Below are 18,778 nucleotides of genomic sequence, written 5' to 3' on the forward strand. Positions count from 1 at the left end.
AATAAATGGCACAGGGAACCGTCAAGTGGTTCAACGCTGAAAAGGGCTTCGGCTTCATCACCCCGGACGACTCCGATGGCGATGTCTTCGTTCACTACTCGGAGATCCAGACCGGCGGGTTCAAGACCCTCGACGAGAACCAGCGCGTTCAGTTCGAGATCGGCCAGGGCGCCAAGGGCCCCCAGGCAACCGGTGTAACTCTGGTCTAATCCCCGTCGGTTGCCGCCTCGCGGCGGCGTCCAACGAATCAATGATCCTCGGCATTAGTGCCGGGGATCATTTTTTTGCGCCTGATCTAATGAAGCGCTAACGCATTGTTGCTTGTCACAAATGTTTTCTAAATTTGAAAACTAATTGCCCAAAGCCGACGCCATTGAGCGGTCAGCGGACCAGTGTTCTCAGCAGCCGCGCGCTCTGGCCGACCGACAGGCCTGGCAGATAGGCACGGCTCAGGGCCCGGCCGATGGCCGGCAGGTGCAGGGGGTCCTGGTAGTAGAGGTAGAGCGTCCGGTAGTCGGGTTTGAAGCGGGATTTGAACGTGGCCAGCGACTGGAAGCCGTACACCGGTTCCAAGGCCCTTCCCACCACATCCAGGATCGCCGTCAATCCCCCGGGCTCCTGGTCCGCGTCGCCGCCCGGCAGCGACGCCGCTGCTTCTGAAGGATCCTTGGCCAGGGGCGAACCTGAAAGCGAAATGACTTCAACCGACTTGCGCAGCTCCAGGACCGCCGAAGCGATCAGGAACTCCATGACACCGGGGAAGCCGTCTTCGCGCCGGCGCATGAAGTCCAGGGTCCAGCTGGTTACGCGCCCCTCGTCAAATACCGGAAGCCAGCTGGTCACGCCGTGCACCAGGCCGTCGCCGTCCACCGCGAGGCAGCACAGGACGTCGTCGTCCATCAGTTCGTCCATCCCGCCGAGCGTGAACCCCATTTCCGGCACCGATTTCTGCGCAGCCCATTCCTCCGAAACTTCCAGCAGCTGGGCCCGCAGGGCGGCGGGAAATTCACTGTAGCGGCCCCACACCGCCGTGACTCCGATTTTGCGGGCCCGGTTCAGTGCAGTCCGGACGTTTTGCCATTCCTTGCCCTTGAATTCCAGTTCCCTGACGGCCAGCCGGGTTTCCTGTGCCACCGCCACCCTGCTGAATCCCCTCAACCGGAGCATGGGCCACAGCCCGTCCGTGCAGGAATAGAAGCATGGAACCAGCGCATGGTCGGTGCAGTACCGCATGAACCCGGAGGCGGCATCCTCCCGGCGGTCCGGGCTGCCGAACGGATCGCCCAGTGTCACGGCCACGCTGCCGTGTTGCTGGTACGCCACGCCGGCGTCCCGGGCAGACGTGAACCAGTACCTGTTCGGTTCCCACAATGCCATCCAGGACAGGGAATCGCCGCCGCGGCACACCAGCCCGCGGGCTACGTCCCGGTCCTCAACGCCGGCACCGGCAGCGTGGTGCTGCCCCAGCAGCACCACCCAGACTCCGGCCAACGCAACAGCCCAGAAAGCGATGCCGGAATAGGCAAAGAGGAACGACTCAACTTCATGCCTGCCCTGGAAAATCCGGTGGTAGAGGCTGGGGATGGGCACCGGCAGGTACTGGCGTGCCAGCTCGGCCGCGAGCCCGGACGGTCCGCCGTCGCGCGCCATTCCGCCCGCAGCCAGCCAGGCGATGCAGTAGGTGCCGGCAAGTGCCGCCCACGTACCGGCCAGTGCCAGGGTCAGCCTGCGCCTGGCCGCTGCCGACGTTTCCACACGGAACTGGCGGCGGTTGAACCACAGCAACAGCACCAGCAGCAACGGCACTGCAACCAGCGGGAGCACGTGGACGAAACCGGAACCCAAGACGGCAGTGCGCGGACGCGACGGGTAATGCGGCATCCGGGCGAACAGCGCCAGGTACACTGCCGACAACGCAATCACGGACAGCTGGACTCCGATGGTGATCCGCCAGGCGAGCCGGCGCCCGCGCCGCAGCCCGTCGGCGCAGATCAGCAGGAGCACCACGGGAACCACGGCCAGGGCCAGTCCCAGCGGCCCGGCAAATCCGGCCCGTCCGATCTCCAGGCAGTTCACGTCCACGGTGCCGCCGCAGTTTTCCTCAAGCTGGCTCAGGGTGGGCAACGGGTTCAGGACCACGTCCCGGAGCAGCGCCAGCGGCCCGGTGGGGCTGCGGACGGCGGCGGTGAGGATGGGGCCGACGGCGAAAATGCCGACGATCAGGGCAAGGAGATTCCGCGTCTCGCGGCCGGTGGAGCGGTGCCGGTGAAGTGTTCCGTGGTCGTTCTGGATCCACCACCCGGCCGCCAGCCCCGCGAGGGCGCCCAGGAACCCGACCACGGTCTCGGGATGCCCCACATAGAGGAGCAGGAGCAGCGACGCTGACATGATGCCGGTGCGAAGCCGGCGTTGCCACAGGGTGGGCAAGAGCCCGCTGGCCCCCAGGACGGCTGCCAGCACAGCGGCGTAGGGCCCGATGAGTCCGGCGTCCACCATAAGCCCCATCCAGCCGTCGCCGGCGTAGCGGGCAAGCTGGGTGAACAGCAGAAAGAGCGAGACGGCCGCGAACTGCCCGCCGAAGAAGAAGGCCGCCGTCCGCACCGTGCCCAGCCTGCGCTCGGCCAGTCCCAGCAACAGCAGGATCATGGATGACGCGGTCACATAGGCTGCGGGGTTCGTGGCGAAGAACAAGGATGTGAACATGGACCACCAGCGTCCGTCCGTCAGGGCCGTCATGTTCACGGAGGCCACGTCCAGAAGGGATTCCGGAGGGCCCGAAAGGAAGCTGTTGGTGGCCGCCCCCGTACCCAGGAACAGAGTCAGGACCAGGAGCGTAAACGGCACCGCCTTGAAGTGCGCCTGGGTGCGCCGCAGTGCAGGAAGCAGGACGGTCTTCACCGGCCGACCCCCCAGCGCTCCGCCATGAAGTCCAGCGCGGCGGGAAGGCCGTCGGAGGCGGCTTCCCACGAGTGGCCCGTGTTGACCACCGGGGTGGCTTGAACGGCAAAACCGGCACGACGGGCCGCTGCCGACAGCTCGTCCATATAGGCCATGAACTCCGGGTCCCTGGAACCTGCCCCGAAGTAGACCGCGTGGCCCTCGAACCGCGCTTTCTGCATGATGGTCAAAGGGGTCTGTTCATCGAAGGCCGCGACGTTGCCGTCGAACCCGGCGTCAATGGTTTTCTGCCGCTCCTTCGCCAGCGCCGGTTCCCGCTCGCTCGAAAACGCCACGATCGAGGCATAGACGTCGGGATGGCGGGTTCCCATCTGCAGGGCGCAGGTGGCCCCGAAGGAAAATCCGCCGACGGCCCATTGCCGGTGGTCCGGATCCACGTCAAGGGTCTGCTCGATCCACTGCGGCACGTCCCGGGCCAGGAAGGTGTCAGCCTTCGCAATGCGGCTGTCCATGCAGAGCGTGTTGGCCGACGGCGTGCCGTTCGGATCCACCACCACGACAACCGGCGCAACGCCGTCGTGGTCCGCTGCGAAGCGGTCCATCCTGCTGCGCAGCGCCCCTCCGGTGAGCCAGTCAGAAGGACCGCCGGGCTGCCCGGAAAAGAGGACCAGGACCGGCAGTGCCGGACGGGGTGCGGACTGATAGGCGGGAGGCAGGTAGACGTAGGCCTCACGGCTGCTGAAGCCCGAAGCGGGGCCGGGAATCCGGGCCTTCCGCAGCACGCCGCCCGAGGGCATGCCGTCCGGGGCCTGCCAGGCGGCGAGGGCGGTGGGGGCCGCGGCTGCGGGCTGGCGCTCCAGTTCGGACTCGAGCGGCTGGATCCTGGCAACGGCCGTGCCCATGACGTCGCTCACCGTGTGATTGAGGCCGAAGTACGCGTTGACCTGGACTGCGCCAAGCAGGAGCACTCCGAGCATTGCAGCGGTTGCGGAGGTTCGTCCACGCCAGGCGCCCCGGCCCGCCGGTGCGGAAGGCTGTGCTACGGGCCGCCGTCGAAGTTTCCACAGCCGGAGCACCCACAGGAAGAGGCCGAATACCACTGCCACAAACCAGGCGAGCACGTCGCGCGGGAGTACCTCGGGCAGGGTTGAGAAAGCATAAATGAGCAGCCAGTGAACGGCGGCCACAACGCCCGCAGCGAGCACCAGGGCAGCGCCGGCGCTCAGGGCCCAGCCGCGTCCGCGGGCCCACAGCAACCAGGCGAAGCCTGCGGCGCCGGCTGCCCAGGCAAACCAGAGCACGGGTCCATCGGTCAGATGGACGTCAGCAATGAGATCCACAGACGTTAGCGCCAGGTCCCCACACCGATGACCGGCCCGGCTTCCAGCCACGAGGACAACCCCGTGTACGCGTCGAACTTCATGGCCAGCAGGACCTCCTGGCCTTCATGGTGAAGTTCCACGATGACGGAGTCAGGCTGCACCTTGACGAGTTCGGCCTCTGTGGGCTGGCGGCGCCCCACGAGTTCCAGCGAACTGCGCCGGAAGGTGTATTTGGGACGGACACTGAGCGAGAGCAGCTTGAACCACTCAAGCTCGTTGTCCTGATAACGACAAACCCCCATCTGCCAGCTTTTTCCAGCCGTGCAAATGGAGGCGTCCACTGTGCCCAGGGCACGCCGCAGGTTAAAGCGGCGTACCCCGGACAGGCACAGTGCAAAAATCAGCAACGCAAAGACAGTTGCCAATGCGATGAACGGAAAACCGGGATCGTTCATCAAGGTCGTGCTAGCGGATCCCCGCAGTAGCCGCTTCACCCAGTTGGGCGTTGTCAGCAACAATGACGACCCGGTTGTTGTCGACGGAGAAGAATCCACCGTCAACTACTACAGCAATACGCTCACCGGAAACAGGCTCAATAGCCAGCTCACCTTCGGCCAGAATCGCCAGCAGGGGCGAGTGGCCGGGCAGGATTCCGATTTCACCATCGCTGGTGCGGGCCTTGACCATCTTGGCCGCTCCGGACCACACGAAGTGATCCGCTGCGACAATCTCAACCTCAAGCTCAGCCATATTACTTGGTCTGTTCCTGGATCTTGGCCCACTGGCGCTCAACGTCATCCAGGCCGCCGACGTTGAAGAACGCCTGCTCTGCAACGTGGTCAAGCTCGCCGTCGCAGATGGCCGTGAAGCCTTCCACGGTGTCCTTGATGGAGACGGTGGAACCTTCGACGCCGGTGAACTGCTTGGCGGTGTAGGTGTTCTGGGAGAGGAACTGCTGGATGCGGCGTGCACGCGACACGACGATCTTGTCCTCTTCCGACAGTTCGTCAACGCCCAGGATGGCGATGATGTCCTGGAGTTCCTTGTTCTTCTGCAGGATCTGCTTCACACGGACAGCCGTGTTGTAGTGGTCCTTGCCGATGTACTGGGGGTCCAGGATTCGGGAGGTCGACGTCAGCGGGTCAACGGCCGGGTACAGACCACGGGAGGCGATTTCACGGGAAAGTTCCGTGGTCGCGTCGAGGTGTGCGAAGGTCGTTGCCGGAGCCGGGTCGGTGTAATCATCTGCGGGAACGTAGATGGCCTGCATCGAGGTGATGGAGTGGCCCTTGGTGGACGTGATGCGCTCCTGGAGGAGGCCCATCTCGTCAGCAAGGTTCGGCTGGTAGCCCACGGCGGAAGGCATGCGGCCGAGAAGGGTGGAAACCTCGGAACCAGCCTGCGTGAAGCGGAAGATGTTGTCGATGAAGAGCAGCACGTCCTGGTTCTGCACATCGCGGAAGTACTCCGCCATGGTCAGTGCAGACAGTGCAACGCGCAGACGCGTTCCCGGCGGCTCATCCATCTGGCCGAACACAAGGGCGGTGTCCTTGAGGACTCCTGCCTCTTCCATTTCAACCCAGAGGTCGTTGCCTTCACGGGTACGCTCACCGACGCCGGCGAACACCGAGGTGCCACCGAAGTTGCGGGCAACACGGGTGATCATTTCCTGGATCAGAACGGTCTTGCCGACACCGGCGCCACCGAACAGGCCGATCTTTCCACCCTTGATGTACGGGGTGAGTAGGTCGATGACCTTGATGCCGGTTTCCAGCATTTCGGTGGAACCCTCGAGCGTCGCGAAGGCCGGAGCCTTGCGGTGGATTGCCCAGTAGTCCGAAGCCTGGATCTCGGACTCGTCAACGTCGAGCGGCTTGCCGAGGACGTTGAAGATGTGGCCCTTGACGCCATCGCCGACGGGAACGGTGATGGGCGAACCGGTGTCCACTACGTTGGTGCCGCGGACGAGTCCGTCGGTAGCCTGCAGGGAGATGGCGCGAATGAGGTTGTCACCCAGGTGCAGGGCAACCTCGAACGTGATGGTCTTGGTCTCACCGTTGAGAGTAATCTCCGTGGTAAGTGCGTTGTAAATCGAGGGGATTGCGTCAGCCGGGAATTCGACGTCGACAACCGGGCCAATGACACGTGCAATACGGCCGGTAGCACCGGACGTTGCGGCTACGTGTTCGGTAGCGGTGGCAGTCATCTCTCTCACTTCACTCAGTAGATGGCGTGGGGGTTAAGTTTATCTTTTGGTGCAGGTTCAGCTGGATCCGGAACCGTGCCGGCTAGGACGACGCGCTCAGGGCGTCGGCACCGGCCACGATTTCGGAAAGCTCCTGCGTAATTTCGGCCTGGCGGGCAGTGTTGCGCAGACGCGTGTACTTCTTGATGAGGTCCGTGGCGTTGTCGCCGGCGGACTTCATCGCCCGCTGGCGGGCTGCGAGCTCGGAAGCTGCGGCCTGCAACATTGCGGCGAAGATGCGGGACTCGATGTAGCGCGGCAACAGGGCGTCAAGCACCCGCTCCGCCTCCGGTTCGAACTCGTACAGCGGCAGTAGTTCCGATTCGGACTGTGCCTGCTCTTCGACGACTTCGAGGGGAAGCAAACGGATGACGGTCGGCTCCTGGTTCACCATCGACTTGAAGCGGGTGTAGACAACGTGGATTTCGTCTACGCCGTCCTCTTCATAGGCCGTTGCAAAGTCTTCAAGCAGCGCTGCGCCGATTTCCTGTGCCGTAGCGAACTCAGGCGCATCCGTGTTGCCGGTCCAGACCTGTGCGTAAGGACGGTTCCGGAAGTCGAAGTACGCCTGCGCCTTGCGGCCAAGGACGTAGGTCTTGACTTCCTTGCCCTCCCCACGGAGCAGCTCGGTGAGGCCTTCCGCCTGCTTGAGCACGCTTGCCGAGTAAGATCCTGCAAGGCCGCGGTCCGAGGTGATGACCAGGACGGCGGCGCGGCGGATCTGCGCGGGCTCGGTGACCAGCGGGTGGTCGATTTCGCTCTGGCTTGCGACAGCAGAAACGGCACGCGTGATCGCGTTTGCGTAAGGCAGTGAAGCCGCTACGCGTGCGCGGGCCTTGCCGATGCGCGAGGTAGCGATCAGTTCCATCGCCTTGAAGATCTTGCGCATCGACGTCGTCGAGCTGATCTTCTGGCGGTAGACCCGAATCTGGGCTCCCATACTTATCCTTTCCTAAGATCCCGATGGCCGGGGCTGCCGGAACCCGTGAAGGTCCCGGCAGCCCGGCCAGCGAAACTAGCGCTTCTGCTTAACGATTTTTTCCTGGTCGACCTGTGCCTCGTCAATGGGGGCGTGCTCCTCATGCCCCGCACCAACCAGGTAGTTGTCGCCCTGGCCGAAGAAGCCCTTCTTGAAGGCCACGATCGAGGTCTTCAGTGCTTCCGCGGTGTCATCGTCCATGACGTTGGTCTGCGCCAGCGTAGTCAGGATGGAGGACTTGTGCTTCAGGTGCTCAAGGAACTCGGTCTCGAAGCGGTTGATGTCCTCAACCGGAACGTCGTCCAGGTGGCCGTTGGTGCCTGCCCAGATCGAAACAACCTGGTTCTCGACCGGGAACGGGGAGTACTGGCCCTGCTTCAGCAGTTCCATCAGGCGCGCACCGCGGGTCAGCTGCTGGCGTGATGCAGCGTCGAGGTCCGAGGCGAACATGGCGAACGCCTGCATGTCGCGGTACTGGGCCAATTCCAACTTCAAGGTACCGGAGACCTTCTTCATGGACTTGACCTGCGCTGCACCACCCACGCGGGAAACGGAGACGCCCACGTCGACGGCGGGACGCTGGTTGGCGTTGAAGAGGTCCGACTGCAGGAAGATCTGGCCATCGGTAATGGAGATTACGTTGGTCGGGATGTACGCGGAGACGTCGTTTGCCTTGGTTTCGATGAGCGGCAGGCCGGTCATCGAGCCCGCACCCAGCTCGTCGGAGAGCTTGGCACAACGCTCCAGCAGGCGGGAGTGCAAGTAGAAGACGTCGCCCGGGTAGGCTTCGCGTCCCGGCGGGCGGCGGAGCAGCAGCGACACCGCACGGTAGGCCTCAGCCTGCTTGGACAGGTCATCAAACACGATGAGGACGTGCTTGCCGCCGTACATCCAGTGCTGGCCGATGGCTGAACCGGCGTAGGGCGCCAGGTACTTGAAGCCTGCGGGGTCGGACGCCGGGGAGGCCACGATGGTGGTGTACTCCAGTGCGCCGTTGTCCTCGAGCGTCTGGCGGACAGCCGCGATGGTGGACGCCTTCTGGCCGATGGCTACGTAGACGCAGCGCACCTGCTTAGTGACGTCCCCGGAAGCCCAGTTGGCCTTCTGGTTGATGATCGTGTCGATGGCGATTGCCGACTTGCCGGTCTGGCGGTCACCAATGATCAGCTGACGCTGGCCACGGCCGATCGGGATCATGGCGTCGATAGCCTTAAGACCGGTCTGCATCGGCTCGTGCACCGACTTACGCTGGGTCACGCCGGGCGCCTGGAGTTCCAGTGCGCGGGTGGCCTCAGCCTTGATTTCGCCGAGGTCGTCGATCGGCTGGCCCAGTGGGTCAACCACGCGGCCGAGGAAGGCGTCACCAACCGGCACGGAGAGAACCTGACCGGTGCGGTGGACTTCCTGGCCTTCTTCGATTCCGGTGAAGTCACCGAGGATGATGACGCCGATTTCGCGGACGTCGAGGTTCTGGGCCAGGCCCAGCGTGCCGTCTTCGAAACGAAGCAACTCGTTCGCCATGACCGAGGGAAGGCCCTCAACACGGGCGATGCCGTCACCTGCTGTGGTCACACGGCCGACCTCTACGCGCTCTGCGTTTCCGGGTTCGTAGGACGCCGCGAACTCGTTCAGCGCAATACGGACGTCGTCGGCGTTGATGGTCAATTCGGCCATCTGCAGTCCCTGCTCTCCTGTTTTCGTGATCATCGTTGCTCACGATGACCGGGGTTTCTATCAGTTAAGTTGTGCTTGTCCGGCTAACCGGCAAGCTGACGCTGGAGCTGGCCCAGGCGGGTGATGACCGAAGCGTCAACCACTTCGTCGCCAACCTGAATCCGGATGCCGCCGATCAGTGCCGGATCAACAGTGACGTTGATCTTGAGCTCGCGCCCATACAGGGCGTTGAGCCCGGCCTGCAGCCTGCTGGTCTGTGTCTCCGTCAACGGACGGGTGACGCTGACTGTTGCAATCCAGCGCTGCTGGCGCTTGGCTGCAAGCTCTGCGAAACGACGCACAAGGCTGGTTACCTTGAGGCCACGGGGCTGCGAAACTGCCTGTCCGATAAGGACTTTCGCTTCCTCGCTCACGTTGGGGACGAACTTTTCGGCGAGGGCAATCTTGGCAGCCGGGCTCGCCTGCGGCTCGGACAGAGCACGCTGTACCTCGTGGCTGGACCCAACGACCTGGTTGAAGGAGAACAGATCGTTCTCCAGCGCTTCGAGTCCGGTGATTCCTGAGGCAGAGACGGCCGACTTGTTCTCAGCAACGGCAATTACCACGGAAGCGGCAAGAGTCTCGAGTGCATCGCCGATGTCCCGAGCCGACGCCCAGCGTGAACCGGCCAGTCCGCTCGCGATGTCCACGGCATCAGCGGAGACTTTTCCGCTGAAGAGCTGCTTGACCAGCGCCGACTTTTCGTCACCGCTGCGGGACGGGTCAGTCAGGGCGCGGCGCAAGCCAGCCGAGCTGTCCACCGTTCCCAGGATTCCGAAGAGGTCCTTAGCCAACTGCAGCGAAGCGAAGGGAAGCTTGGCTTCCAACGCAACCAGTGCCGCGGTCAGCGATCCGCTCGATACACCTGCCATTACTTAGCTACACCTGCGTTCTGGGTCTCCAGATCTGCCAGGAAGCGGTCAACCACGCGGGCTGCACGTGCATCGTCGCTGAGCGACTCGCCAACGATGCGGCTTGCAAGCGTGGTAGCCAGCGTGCCGACCTCCGTGCGCAGCGACACGACGGCTGCCTGCCGCTCGGACTCGATCTGCGTCTGGGCCTGCGCGGTGATGCGGGCAGACTCTGCAGCTGCCTTTTCCTTCAGGTCCGCAAGGATCTGGGCGCCTTCGGCACGGGCTTCCTCGCGGATGCGGTTGGCTTCTGCACGGGCGTCGGTGAGCTGCTGCTTGTACTCTTCGAGGGCAGCAGAAGCTTCCGCCTGGGCCTTCTCGGCCTTGGCGATGCCACCTTCGATAGCCTCGGCGCGCTCTGCGAACGTCTTCTCGAACATCGGGACAACGAACTTGACCACGATGTAAAAGAGGACAACAAAGCCGGCCAGGACTACGCCCATTTCCCACAGGTTGGGAACGAGCGGATTAGCCGCCTCAGCGCCTTCGGTGGCGGCTGAGATGATCATCTGATTCATATTTCACCCGTCCTTATCTACTCGGTTCTGGATGTTCGCTAGGTTCTAACGCTTAGGAAAGAACGAAAGCGAAGACGAGGCCGAGGATGGCGAGGGCTTCGGTCAGCGCAAGGCCGAGGAATGCGATCGGCTGCAGGACGCGCTGGGCTTCCGGCTGACGTGCCACACCATTGATGTAAGCCGCGAACACGAGACCCACACCGATACCACCGCCGATAGCGGAGAGGCCGTAGCCGATGAGGTTGAGGGAGCCGTTGATGGAGCCTTCCATTTTTCTTCCTTTCAAGATGCCACCCGTGTGGCAGGTTGTTTGGGTTGCTTCATCCCCGCGAAGGGGAAGTCTGTGGGTGCCTAGTGGCTGTCCGCGTGCAGGGCGCCTTCAATGTAGATGGCGGTTAGCAGCGTAAAGACGTACGCCTGCAGCGCCATGATCAACGCTTCCAACATGTACATGGCGATGGCTCCAACGAGCACCAGGACCGAGGTGCCCTTCAGGAGGATGTTCTCCTGCATGACCAGGTATTCGATGCCGGATCCGGCAATCATCACGATCAGGTGTCCTGCCAGCATGGTGGCGAACAGACGGAGGCTGTGCGTGACCGGGCGGACCAGGAAGTTGGAGATGATTTCGATCGGGATAACGATCGGGAGGATGTACACCGGCACGCCGGAGGGAACGGTGGCCAGCTTGAAGTACTTGAGCCCGTTCTTCTTGACGCCGATCCCGATCCAGGTGAAGTAGACGATGGCGGCCAGGACATACGCGCCGCCGACGTGTGAGAAGCTCGGCAGCTGGATGACGGGGATGGCGCCGTAGATGTTGTTCACGAGGATGAAGAAGAAGAGGCTGAACAACAGCGGAACGTACTTGATGAAGTCCTTGCCGCCGATGATGTCCTTGGCGATGCTGTTACGGACGAAGCCGTAGGCCGCCTCGCCTGCAAACTGCAGTTTGCCGGGAACAAGCTGCTGCTTCCGCGCAGCTAGCAGAAAGAATGTAGCGATAATGACGACCGACAGGATTACCAGCAGCATCTGCTTGGAGAATCCGTCTGCCACACCCCACGGCACGATTGCCGGCAGGTGCATTTCTTCAATTCCAGGAGGATTGAACTCTCCTGAATCTTGGGCCGGGAGCGCAAGCGCGATCAACGCGTTTCCTCTCTGCAGTGTCCATCATTGGGCGTTGGTGAGGGTCCGGCGATCTTCATGTCCGCCCTTCCCCGTGTGAAATTGTTTGGCATTACTGTTCCTCGTCCTTGGACGGGCCGCTGGCTGCACCGTCGTCACCAGTTGAAGGTCTGTGACTGGTGAGGCCGTGCATATGAGAAAGATAGAACCCTCCCGCAGCTCCAAGCAGAGCGCCTGCGAGCACGATCCAGCGGGTTCCCCACAGATAATCCAGACCCCACCCTATCAAACTCCAGACGATGATTCCGCCAATTATGTAGCTGAAGACGGCGATGCCGGCGTTGTATCCGCCGTCCGTTCCGGACGAAGATACGCCGGCCGAACCGGAGGTCGTTTTCGGGTTTTCAGTGCGTTTTTTGGGTCCTAATTTACGGCTACTCATTGCTGCCGTCTTTCGAAGGTGCGGGGTCGTTGAATATCTGGAGCCGCGCCGTGCTGAAGCCATAAATCTCTGCCGCTTGCCAGGTGACCACCGTGACAATGGCACCGACCACAAAGAAGCCGCCGTCGAGCCAGTCCGGCCGGCCAAGGGCAAAGAGAACGATGGCAAACCCGACAACCTTGATGAAGTACGTGGCCACGAACAGTCCGATCGCGCCCGAGGGGTTCGTTCGGCCGGCGAAATGGCCGACCACAAGGCTGATGGCAAAGAACACTGCGACCAGGCCGCCGCCAAGAAGTGCCGACAGCGCCGACTCTACGCCAGCGACGAAGTAGGCTGCGATGCCTGCCAGGAGCAGCGCCGCCCCTGCAACCAGGGAGCTGATCTTCAGAAGCCTCAGCCACAGTGATTTTGTGGGGCCAGAGACACCAACCGGTCCGTTGCCGGATCTGTGTCCGGGTTCGGCGTTGGAGGTCATGAGATCCCAATCGTCGTGTGCTGCAGGCTGCCAGGTGTGCGTACAGCGAGTAGCTGCACTGGAATTCTACATGAGATAGAAATTATTCCGAAAAGAGACACCACGGGTCACTCCTGGCCGCCCGCTTCCGCTTCGGCCTCGCATTCCGCTTCGGACCGCGGCCCCGGTCCGGGCGCCTTGTCACGGAGGTAGGGCCAGGCCGTCACAACAGCCATGATCGAGGCTGCCAGCACGTCGACGGCAAGCACGACCTGCCAGGGGTAGACCACGAACGCCAGGCCGCCAAACGCCAGGACGCAGGTCCAGGCATACATCAGGAGGACCGAGGCCCGGTGTGAGTAGCCGATGTCCATGAGCTTGTGGTGCAGGTGGCCCCGGTCGGCCGACCACGGCGAACGGCCCACCGCCGTGCGCCGGATGACGGCGAGGCCCAGGTCCAGGAGCGGCAGGAAGAGCACCGCAAACGGAAGGAGGATGGGGATGATCGTGGGAATACCGTTGACCCGGTCATAGAGGCCTGAGGAGATCTGCCCGGTGGAGACCACACCGGCCGACGCCATCAGGAGTCCGATGAGCATGGCACCGGAATCGCCCATGAAGATCTTCGACGGAAACCAATTGTGGAGCAGGAAGCCCATGGCGCTGCCCACCACGACCGCCGTCAGCAGGGTGGCCAGGTCTGAACGGTCCAGGATCGGGGCGGTCCGGTGCACCCAGTAAGCGGTCAGGAAGAACGCCGCTCCCCCGATGATGGCAACGCCTGCGGCAAGGCCGTCCAGCCCGTCGATGAAGTTGAACGCGTTCATGGCCGTGACGATCAGTCCGGCAGTCAGCACGATGCTCACGATTTCGTTCTCGATAACCACCGGTTCCGGAATCAACGGCACAATCGTCATCCGTACGCCCCAGACGGCCACCACCAGTGCGGCCGCGCTCTGGCCGATCAGCTTCACCCACCAGCGCAGGTCCAGAAGATCATCGGCCAGGCCCACGATGACAATCAATGTTGCACCGGCCAGCACTCCCCAGGGCGAGGCGTTGCCGCGAAAGATGTCCTTGACGAAGAATGACTGGCTGGCCACCACAAGCGCCGCCAGGAATCCTGCATATATGCCCAGCCCGCCCAGCCGGGAGACCTTGTGCGAGTGCGTATCCCGGCTGCGGATCGGCGAGAACAGTTTGAGTCGGTTGCCGAGAAGGCGTGCACCCCAGGTCGCGCTGTAGGAAACCGCGGCAGCCGTCAGCATCATGAGCAGGTACATGATCATGGGAAAGCCACCTTCCCCGCGCAGTCAGCGGAACCGGCCCCGGACAGTTTGTATCCCTGCGGCCGGGTCAACGACGGGGGGCAGGGATTGCTCGGGCGGGATCGCTGTGGATCTGACTTTCGATAAATGAAACTTCTCCGTCGCCGTGCGCGCGACAGGCAGTGCGTAGTGCCTGACAGGGCTGTATTACAGTGGACTCTAGTCAAGATACTAATGCCAACGGCTAGCTGGCTTCGCGTCACACGGCCCATCGCCGGCGGGAAAACCTCCGGCGGCCGTGCTGAAAGGAACCACGAATGTCCATGTCGGTTGCAGTTGCTGCCGTGACGTTTGACCGTCCCCGGGAGCTGGCCGTGCTCCTGAACGCCATCAACAACCAGACCGCCGCGGTGCAGTCCATTTGCCTGGTGGACAGCGGGACCGTGCCCGCCAAAGAGGTGGCTGAAGAGCACGCCAACGTGGACTACGTCCGGTCCGAAGCGAACCTGGGCGGTGCCGGCGGATTTTCCCTGGCCATCCTCAAAGCGGTCGCGAGCGGCGCTGACTGGATCTGGATGATGGACGACGACGCCGAGCCCGGCGACCCGGAATGCCTCGCCACGCTGCTGCGGGAGGCTGAGGCGCGCGGCTTGGATGCCGTGGTTCCCCTCGTGGCCGCGCCCGGCCACCCGGACCGGTTGTCCTTTTTCTTCCGGCTCGACGGCAAAGTGACGCACAACCGTGCCGAAGTCGAGAAACTCGGTTTCCTGCCCGACGACGGACACTTCTTCAACGGCGCGCTGATCCGGTCCGACGTCTTCTTCAAGGTGGGCCTTCCGGACATGCGGCTTTTCATCCGGGGCGACGAGGTGGACTTCACCATCAGGCTCCGCAAGGCCGGCATCCGGTTCGGGACGGTGACCACCACGGCCATCACCCATCCCCACGCGTTTGCAGAAACCAAGCATGTGTTCGGTGCGAGGTGGCACGTCATTGTTCCCGAGACCGCTTTCAAGCGTTACTACTACTACCGGAACCGCGGGTACCTGATCCGCCGCCATTTCCGCGTCAAGTCGCTGGTCGCCGATGTTGGCGGTTACCTGGGCTACTTCCTGCGCCGCGGGGACTTCCGCGGCCTGGCCGACTGGTTCCGGGCCTTTTCCACCGGTCTCCGGGGCAAGGGCTTCGCGCCCCTGAAGGACCAGAAGTTCTAGAAGAACCGGAAGTTCCAGCCTGAAGGGCGGCGGCGCCTAGCGCCTGGAGGTCAGGCGCCGCCGGATCAGCAGGCCCAGCAGCACCCAGGGCTCGCCGAACACCCGGTAGGCGACCCGGCGCGGATGCAGCAGCAGCCGCCAGGCCCATTCCAGCCCCAGGCGTCCCAGCCAGCGCGGAGCCAGCTTCTGGATCCCGGCAATCTGCTCAATCGCGCCGCCAACGGCGCAGTACACGGCGGGCGGCAACGCTGCCAGCCTGCGCTGGAGCACCAGCTCCTGCAGCGGCATGCCCAGGCCAAGGAGCACCAGTTGCGGACGCAGCTGTGTCAGCCATTCCACCGCCCCGCCTTCGAGCTCCTCGTTCCACCCCTCACCGGGGAGGCCGGCAACCTTGGCGTGGGGAACGATGCCGGACAACCGCGCCACGGCCTTCGCATTCGCCTCCGCGCCGGCGCCGATGACGGCAATCCGTTCAAGACCTTCAACGCCGCCCAGGGCCGGGATCCAGTCGGTCGATCCCAGGCGGTAATCCATGACCGGGGCGTCGGCTTCGCCGGTCCTTCCCCACAGCCACAGCACCGGAGCGCCGTCGAGGAGCACGATATCGCTGTTCTCGTAGAGGGCACGGAATTCCGGATCGGAGTGGAACAGCGTGACGCTGTGCAGGTTGTGGCCCACTACCGTGCGGGTTGAACCCTCGGCCACAAAGCGGTTGAGCGCCGTAGTGAGTTCCGGAACGGTCATGGGCGTCGCGTCAACGCCAAGGACAGGGACATGCTGCCGCGTCAGGATCATTCGGCGCCGGACCCGGTCGGGCGTGCGTCAGCCGCAGAAGCTGGCTCCGCTTCAGCGGCAGCGTCGTCGGCTGCGTTGCCGTCCACATCCAGCAGGCCCGGTACAACCTCACGCAGCCGCTCCACGGGAATTGCGCCCTGGCGGACAACCCGCAGCGGAAGCGCAGTTGCGTCGACAATGGTCGACGGAAGCGCCTCGGCGCCCCCGGCCGGCCGGAGGCCTCCCTCAAGGTAAACCTCCACCGACTCAGCAAGCTGGGCCAGTGCATCCGCGGCGGTCCGCGCAGCGGTCTGGCCGGTGCGGTTCGCGGAGGAAACCGCCAAGGGTCCGGTGAGGGTCAGCAGGTCCTGGGCGACGTCGTCGGCCGGCATCCGCAGCGCAACGGTGCCCTTGGTTTCACCCAGGTCCCAGTCAAGGGAGGGCTGGGCGTGGAAGATCATGGTGAGGCCGCCGGGCCAGAACGCTTCGGCAAGCTTGCGGGCTTCGGCCGGCACGTCCGTTGCCAGTCCGTCCAGGGCGTTCAGCCGCGGGATCAGGACAGGCGGGGGCATTTTCCGGCTCCGTCCCTTCGAGACGAGGAGCATGGTCACCGCCTGTGGCGAAAAGGCGTCCGCGGCGATTCCATACACGGTGTCGGTCGGGAACACCACGCATTTGTGTTCGCGGATGGCCCGCTGGGCGTGTTCAAGGCCTTCGGCGCGCTGGTCAGCTGCCGTGCAGTCGTAGGTTGTGGTCACTGGCCTATTCTTTCATCACTTCTTGCGCTGCGTTTTGATGCACTGCCTGGTTTTCAAATACTGCATTTACGCGTTGGACAATGGGGTGAAGACGGCACTGGTGGCGCGCTCCTTGCCGTTGAGGTCCAGGTGCGTGGTGACCTCGGACCATACGCCGCCGGCCCTCAGCATGGCGGCGATCCAGCCCGCCTGGACTTCGGCGTGTTCCATCACGAAGTAGCCGCCGGGGACCAGCAGCCGCGCAGCTGAGGCAGCGGCCGCCGTCGGAAGTTCCATTCCGTCCGCTCCCCCGCCGTAAAGCGCCTCGGGCGGATCGTGCAGGGCCACTTCGGGTTCGTTCGGGACGGCTTCGGCCGGAATGTACGGCGGGTTGGAGATCACGACGTCGAACGTGCCGTTGTGCTCCTGCAGTGCGTCGCGCAGGTCACCGCGGACGAGTTTGACGCCCAACGGCGCCAGATTCCTTGCAGCCCACGCATGGGCGAATTCACTGAATTCCACCGCATGGACCTCGGCGTCCGGAACCTCATGGGCGATGGAACCTGCAATCGCGCCGGAACCGGTGCCAAGGTCCGCCACTTTGGGACGGTGCGTTTCCGCCAGCCGGTCAATCACCAGCTGGACCACCGACTCAGTTTCGGGTCGGGGGATGAAGACGCCGGGACCCACTGCGAGCTGCAGGTAGCGGAAGTGGGCCACGCCGGTGATGTGTTGCAGCGGGACTCGCCTGGCCCGCTCGGCGACCAGGTCCGCGTAGCCGTCCGGTTCCGGCGAATCCCCCAGCAGCATGGCCCGGAGGCGGCCCAGACCGACGCCCAGCAGATGGTCCGCCAGCAGTTCGGCGTCCACCCGCGGGCTGGGGACACCTGCATGGGCCAGCAGCTCAGTTGCTTCGCGGACTGCTTCAGCCAGGCTCAATCCTGTTCCGAGTGTCATCGATCGACCGGCCGGTGGCTATTCCCCGATGGCGTCCAGGCGGGCCTGTTCGTCCATCTCGATCGCGGACTGGATGACCGGCTCAAGATCCCCGTTCATGACCTGGTCCAGGTTGTACGCCTTGTAGCCGGTGCGGTGGTCCGCAATCCGGTTTTCGGGGTAGTTGTACGTGCGGATGCGCTCGGAACGGTCCATGGTGCGGATCTGGGACTTCCGCTGGGCCGAGTTTTCGGCGTCGATCTGCTCCTGCTGGTGCGCCAGGATGCGGGCCCGCAGGACGCGCATGCCGGCTTCACGGTTCTGCAGCTGCGACTTCTCGTTCTGCATGGCCACCACGATTCCGGTGGGAAGGTGCGTGATGCGGACGGCGGAGTCGGTGGTGTTAACGGACTGTCCGCCGGGACCCGAGGACCGGTAGACGTCGATCTTGAGGTCGTTCTGGTTGATCTCGAGTTCCTCGGGCTCGTCCACTTCGGGAAGCACCAGCACACCGGCAGCCGAGGTGTGGATGCGGCCCTGGGATTCCGTCACCGGCACGCGCTGGACGCGGTGCACCCCGCCTTCGAACTTCAGCCGCGCATACACGCCCTCGGCGGGATCGTTTGAACTGCCCTTGACGGCCATCTGGACGTCCTTGTACCCGCCAAGGTCCGATTCGTTGGCGGAGATGAGCTCGGTTTTCCAGCCGCGCGACTCCGCGTACCGGGTGTACATGCGCAGTAGGTCGCCGGCGAACAGCGCGGCCTCATCGCCGCCTTCACCGCCCTTGACCTCAAGGATCACATTCCGCGCATCGTCCGGATCCCGCGGAATCAGCAGGCGCCGCAGCTTGGCCGAAGCCGTCTCCAGCGACGCCTCCAACTCAGGAACCTCCGCAGCAAACTCCGGGTCCTCGTCCGCCATCTCCTTGGCAGCAGCAAGGTCATCACGGATGGCCTCCCACTTGTGATAGGCCTCCACAATGCCGTTCAACTGAGCAGAACGCCGCCCCAGCTTCCGGGCCAGCTTCTGGTCAGCATAAACAGCAGGATCCCCCAGCTGCGCCTGGATAGCATCATGCTCATCCAACAGGCCCTGTACGGACTCAAACATTAGTCATTACCTTTCAACGCTCCGGTATCAGTTTAGTGACGCACACAGCGGTAGGTGACGGGCGACCGCCGTCGTATATTTTTGCCGGCCTGGGAGTGGCTTCGGGCCTGTCGGAGCGTT

The 18,778-nt window shown here is 63.6% G+C and carries 20 protein-coding genes; 2 read left to right on the top strand and 18 right to left on the bottom strand.

Features of this window, described 5'->3' with window-relative positions; genetic code table 11:
- The first annotated feature begins 5 nt into the window (after nt 1-5).
- Nucleotides 6-209, top strand: a complete 204-nt coding sequence (locus tag J7I92_RS11090; RefSeq protein WP_011692441.1) for a cold-shock protein — start codon at nt 6-8, stop codon at nt 207-209.
- 172 nt (nt 210-381) lie between these two features.
- On the opposite strand, the gene J7I92_RS11095 is transcribed toward J7I92_RS11090, so the two are convergent.
- The 14 genes from J7I92_RS11095 to J7I92_RS11160 form a co-directional block, all read right to left on the bottom strand.
- Entirely contained in the window at nt 382-2,898 is a 2,517-nt protein-coding gene (locus J7I92_RS11095; protein ID WP_311380270.1) for a DUF2156 domain-containing protein, read from the bottom strand.
- Nucleotides 2,895-4,238, bottom strand: coding sequence for an alpha/beta hydrolase family protein (locus J7I92_RS11100; protein ID WP_214840423.1), 1,344 nt, complete (start codon nt 4,236-4,238; stop codon nt 2,895-2,897). Before J7I92_RS11100 ends, J7I92_RS11095 begins: the two co-directional genes overlap by 4 nt.
- A 5-nt stretch (nt 4,239-4,243) precedes the next feature.
- Nucleotides 4,244-4,675: a DUF2550 domain-containing protein gene (locus tag J7I92_RS11105; protein ID WP_214840425.1), complete on the bottom strand. Its 432-nt coding sequence runs from the start codon at nt 4,673-4,675 to the stop codon at nt 4,244-4,246.
- A 10-nt stretch (nt 4,676-4,685) separates the two neighbouring features.
- Entirely contained in the window at nt 4,686-4,970 is a 285-nt protein-coding gene (locus J7I92_RS11110; RefSeq protein WP_214840427.1) for a F0F1 ATP synthase subunit epsilon, read from the bottom strand.
- 1 nt (nt 4,971) lies between these two features.
- Complete coding sequence (gene atpD / locus J7I92_RS11115; protein WP_214840429.1) at nt 4,972-6,426, bottom strand: F0F1 ATP synthase subunit beta; 1,455 nt, start codon at nt 6,424-6,426, stop codon at nt 4,972-4,974.
- An 82-nt stretch (nt 6,427-6,508) separates the two neighbouring features.
- Nucleotides 6,509-7,405 (bottom strand): F0F1 ATP synthase subunit gamma, encoded by an 897-nt coding sequence (locus J7I92_RS11120; protein ID WP_214840431.1) that lies wholly within the window; start codon nt 7,403-7,405, stop codon nt 6,509-6,511.
- Between the two features lie 75 nt (nt 7,406-7,480).
- Nucleotides 7,481-9,118 (bottom strand): F0F1 ATP synthase subunit alpha, encoded by a 1,638-nt coding sequence (gene atpA / locus J7I92_RS11125; protein ID WP_214840554.1) that lies wholly within the window; start codon nt 9,116-9,118, stop codon nt 7,481-7,483.
- 83 nt (nt 9,119-9,201) lie between these two features.
- Nucleotides 9,202-10,029: a F0F1 ATP synthase subunit delta gene (locus J7I92_RS11130; protein WP_214840433.1), complete on the bottom strand. Its 828-nt coding sequence runs from the start codon at nt 10,027-10,029 to the stop codon at nt 9,202-9,204.
- A complete protein-coding gene (locus tag J7I92_RS11135) occupies nt 10,029-10,586 on the bottom strand; it encodes a F0F1 ATP synthase subunit B (protein WP_214840435.1) in 558 nt (185 codons plus the stop codon). The genes J7I92_RS11130 and J7I92_RS11135 overlap by 1 nt, the downstream gene beginning before the upstream one ends.
- A gap of 52 nt (nt 10,587-10,638) precedes the next feature.
- Nucleotides 10,639-10,857: an ATP synthase F0 subunit C gene (gene atpE / locus J7I92_RS11140; protein WP_011692451.1), complete on the bottom strand. Its 219-nt coding sequence runs from the start codon at nt 10,855-10,857 to the stop codon at nt 10,639-10,641.
- 80 nt (nt 10,858-10,937) lie between these two features.
- A complete protein-coding gene (atpB, locus tag J7I92_RS11145) occupies nt 10,938-11,738 on the bottom strand; it encodes a F0F1 ATP synthase subunit A (protein ID WP_214840437.1) in 801 nt (266 codons plus the stop codon).
- A 91-nt stretch (nt 11,739-11,829) separates the two neighbouring features.
- Complete coding sequence (locus tag J7I92_RS11150) at nt 11,830-12,159, bottom strand: hypothetical protein (protein ID WP_214840439.1); 330 nt, start codon at nt 12,157-12,159, stop codon at nt 11,830-11,832.
- The gene (locus tag J7I92_RS11155; RefSeq protein WP_214840441.1) at nt 12,152-12,637 is read right to left on the bottom strand and encodes a hypothetical protein; all 486 of its coding nucleotides are present in this window, start codon (nt 12,635-12,637) and stop codon (nt 12,152-12,154) included. The genes J7I92_RS11150 and J7I92_RS11155 overlap by 8 nt, the downstream gene beginning before the upstream one ends.
- 107 nt (nt 12,638-12,744) lie before the next feature.
- Nucleotides 12,745-13,905 carry an MraY family glycosyltransferase gene (locus J7I92_RS11160; RefSeq protein ID WP_214840443.1) on the bottom strand — a complete coding sequence of 387 codons (1,161 nt, stop codon included), beginning with the start codon at nt 13,903-13,905 and terminating at the stop codon, nt 12,745-12,747.
- A 296-nt stretch (nt 13,906-14,201) separates the two neighbouring features.
- Here J7I92_RS11160 and J7I92_RS11165 point away from each other — a divergent pair, with 296 nt between their 5' ends.
- Nucleotides 14,202-15,098 (top strand): glycosyltransferase, encoded by an 897-nt coding sequence (locus tag J7I92_RS11165; RefSeq protein ID WP_214840445.1) that lies wholly within the window; start codon nt 14,202-14,204, stop codon nt 15,096-15,098.
- Between the two features lie 36 nt (nt 15,099-15,134).
- Here the strand turns inward: J7I92_RS11165 and J7I92_RS11170 are convergent, their stop codons facing one another.
- From J7I92_RS11170 to prfA, 4 genes are all read right to left on the bottom strand, one after another.
- Nucleotides 15,135-15,893 (bottom strand): WecB/TagA/CpsF family glycosyltransferase, encoded by a 759-nt coding sequence (locus J7I92_RS11170; protein ID WP_214840447.1) that lies wholly within the window; start codon nt 15,891-15,893, stop codon nt 15,135-15,137.
- On the bottom strand, nt 15,890-16,630 hold the full coding sequence (locus tag J7I92_RS11175) for an L-threonylcarbamoyladenylate synthase (RefSeq protein WP_214840451.1): 741 nt from the start codon (nt 16,628-16,630) through the stop codon (nt 15,890-15,892). Before J7I92_RS11175 ends, J7I92_RS11170 begins: the two co-directional genes overlap by 4 nt.
- A 66-nt stretch (nt 16,631-16,696) precedes the next feature.
- Nucleotides 16,697-17,566, bottom strand: coding sequence for a peptide chain release factor N(5)-glutamine methyltransferase (prmC, locus tag J7I92_RS11180; protein ID WP_214840453.1), 870 nt, complete (start codon nt 17,564-17,566; stop codon nt 16,697-16,699).
- Between the two features lie 18 nt (nt 17,567-17,584).
- On the bottom strand, nt 17,585-18,658 hold the full coding sequence (prfA, locus tag J7I92_RS11185) for a peptide chain release factor 1 (RefSeq protein WP_214840455.1): 1,074 nt from the start codon (nt 18,656-18,658) through the stop codon (nt 17,585-17,587).
- Between the last annotated feature and the right edge of the window lie 120 nt (nt 18,659-18,778).

This window comes from Arthrobacter sp. ISL-72, assembly GCF_018613755.1.
In the GTDB taxonomy this organism is placed as follows: Bacteria; Actinomycetota; Actinomycetes; order Actinomycetales; family Micrococcaceae; genus Arthrobacter.